At 62.9% G+C, this 2,279-nt stretch carries 2 protein-coding genes; both read right to left on the bottom strand.

Annotation, left to right across the window (positions count from 1 at the left end):
* A partial coding sequence (locus ACP5M5_RS11345) for an SdrD B-like domain-containing protein (RefSeq protein WP_427937446.1) occupies window positions 1–1,684 on the bottom strand: 1,684 nt, incomplete at its 3' end.
* A gap of 107 nt (window positions 1,685–1,791) precedes the next feature.
* A partial coding sequence (locus tag ACP5M5_RS11340) for a PEP-CTERM sorting domain-containing protein (protein WP_427937444.1) occupies window positions 1,792–2,279 on the bottom strand: 488 nt, incomplete at its 5' end.

Raw genomic sequence — 2,279 nt, 5'->3', positions numbered from 1 at the left:
GCGCCGACGGCGGCGGGCTCATCCCCGACGGCGGCGGCGGCGGCGAGCCGCTCGGGCTGCTCGGCGGCGGGCTCGACGGGCCGCACGACGATGGCGGCGGCGCCGACGGCGGCGGGCTCATCCCCGACGGCGGCGGCGGCGGCGAGCCGCTCGGCGACATATAATCGGCGGTCACAGTGTAAACCCAGGTTTCGCCGGGGGTAAACACGCCGCTGTGGTTCGTGTCCCCGATATTATAGCCGTCGCTCAGAACCGGGGTCACAGTAACATCATCGGGCGACGTCGCATTACCGATATTGTCAGTCACCTGTAAGTTGTGGAGATCGGTGTTACCTGTATTGGTGACGTCGACCGTATATGTAACCTCACCACAACCACTGACAACGAGCGTATTGGGTATCTTGATCACCGAGATCGAGGAACTCGTCGGCGTGGTTTCCGGCTGATAAAGCCCCGCATCAATGTTGGTCAGAGTCTCACCGGAGGTCACCGTGAACGGCGCGGTGATGCCCGTCGATTGGTTCGGCGCGCTGCCCAGATCATTCGCGATCGAGGTCTGCGGCGTAAACTCATAGCCGGTCGGCGCGATGAACTGAACCTGATAAGTCCCGGGCGTAACGTTAGTGAAATCATAAAGCCCTTGGCTGTTCGTCGTCGTCGTCTCGAGCACCGTGCCCGACGTGTTTTCAAGCTCCACCGTCACCCCGGCAACCCCGGGGCCCGCGTTCACGCCACTCTGGATGCCGCTGTCGGTCGGCGAGAGAAACACATTGTCGCCGATCGAAGCCGGCTGATAGAGCCCAGCATCGATATTGGTCAGCGTCTCGCCAGCAGCCAGCGTGATCGGCTGCGTGATGCCGGTCGATTGGTTCGGCGCGCTGCCGAGATCATTCGCAATCGAGGTCTGCGGCGTGAAATCATAGCCGGTCGGCGCGACGAACTGAACCTCATAGGTGCCAGCGACGAGATTGGTGAAATCGTAAAGCCCCTGGCTGTTCGTCGTCGTCGTCTCAAGCACCGTGCCTGACGTGTTCTCAAGCTCCACCGTCACCCCGGCAACCCCTGGGCCCGCGTTCACGCCGCTTTGGATGCCGCTCGCATTGGGCGAGAGGAACACGTTGTCGCCGATCGAGCCAAGCGAGGTCAGCGGGGTTTGCCCGAAGCTCTGACTGATCTGGCTGAACGTCGCTTGGGCGGTACTGGCGGCGCTGGAGGAGACCGAGGCGATGACCTGGACATCGACCTTGAGGTTGGTCTCACCGCTCGTAAGCGGGATATCGCCAGCGGTATAGGGCGGCGCCGTCGGGTTGGCGAGATTGACGGTGATCTGGCCGAGCTCGGCATTGGTCGTCGGGTTATAGACCGTCTCGATCGCGGTCAGCGTCTCGCCCGCGGCGACCGTCGAATCGGGGACCATCGACAGGCCGAGATTGGTGATCGCGTCCGCCGCGTTGGTGGAGGCGACGTCGTAGGTGAAATCGAGTGTCTCGCTGCCGCCGGGGGCGATGGCGCCGGTATGGAATCCCGCCCACTCGATCTCGCCGCCGGCCACCGGCAGAAGAGTGGCGGAGGAGGTCTGGCCGATGAACGGCGTGACCGAGCCGCTATCGATCTCGCTGACCGCGATATTGGTAAAGGCGAGGTTGAAACCCGAAACGTTCGGAAACGTTTGTGAACTGGACATAAAGACCCCCCACGCCTTCTCGTCTATCGAAAAGACGGCTGATCCAAACCATTGAAAGAGGGGCAAGCCATGCCCGGCCTGCCCCGTGGCGTCACGTCAGCCGCGCGTCACGCGGCGCGGGCACGGCGGGCGAAAAATAGCGCCCCGAGGCCAAGGCAGAACAAGCCGATCGTCGCCGGCTCGGGCACCGTATTGGTGGGGCCGGGGACATCGTAGAAATACTGCGTCACCGAAAGCAGGCTCGAGCTTGGGCTGACGGCGATATCCTTGGTGATGTAGATGTTATTATCGGCCGAACTCAGCGTCAGCGTCGTCGTGCTATTGAGGCCTTGGCCCGAGATATTGGCGAGGGCAGCCCCTGTGTTGTAGTCGATGACAGTCTCGCTCACCGTCGCGGTTCCGGTGCCGCCGCCGACGGCGAGGCCGATGCCGGAGATATTGCCAGGCGCGCTCTGCACCTCGAAGCCCAGGGTCAAATCCTCGGTGGCACCGGAGGTATTGGTCAGCAGCGTGCCGCCATTCGCGCCGGTAATTTCAACGCCGGCATACCCTCCCGGCGAGGAGGTCACCGCGAGCATTTCGCCAATATTGCTAG

The sequence above is a fragment of the Acidibrevibacterium sp. genome, assembly GCF_049965395.1.
In the GTDB taxonomy this organism is placed as follows: domain Bacteria; phylum Pseudomonadota; class Alphaproteobacteria; order Acetobacterales; family Acetobacteraceae; genus Acidibrevibacterium; species Acidibrevibacterium fodinaquatile.
Note: the sequence above shows the minus strand (reverse complement) of the source record. Positions and strands in the feature narration are given on the sequence as shown.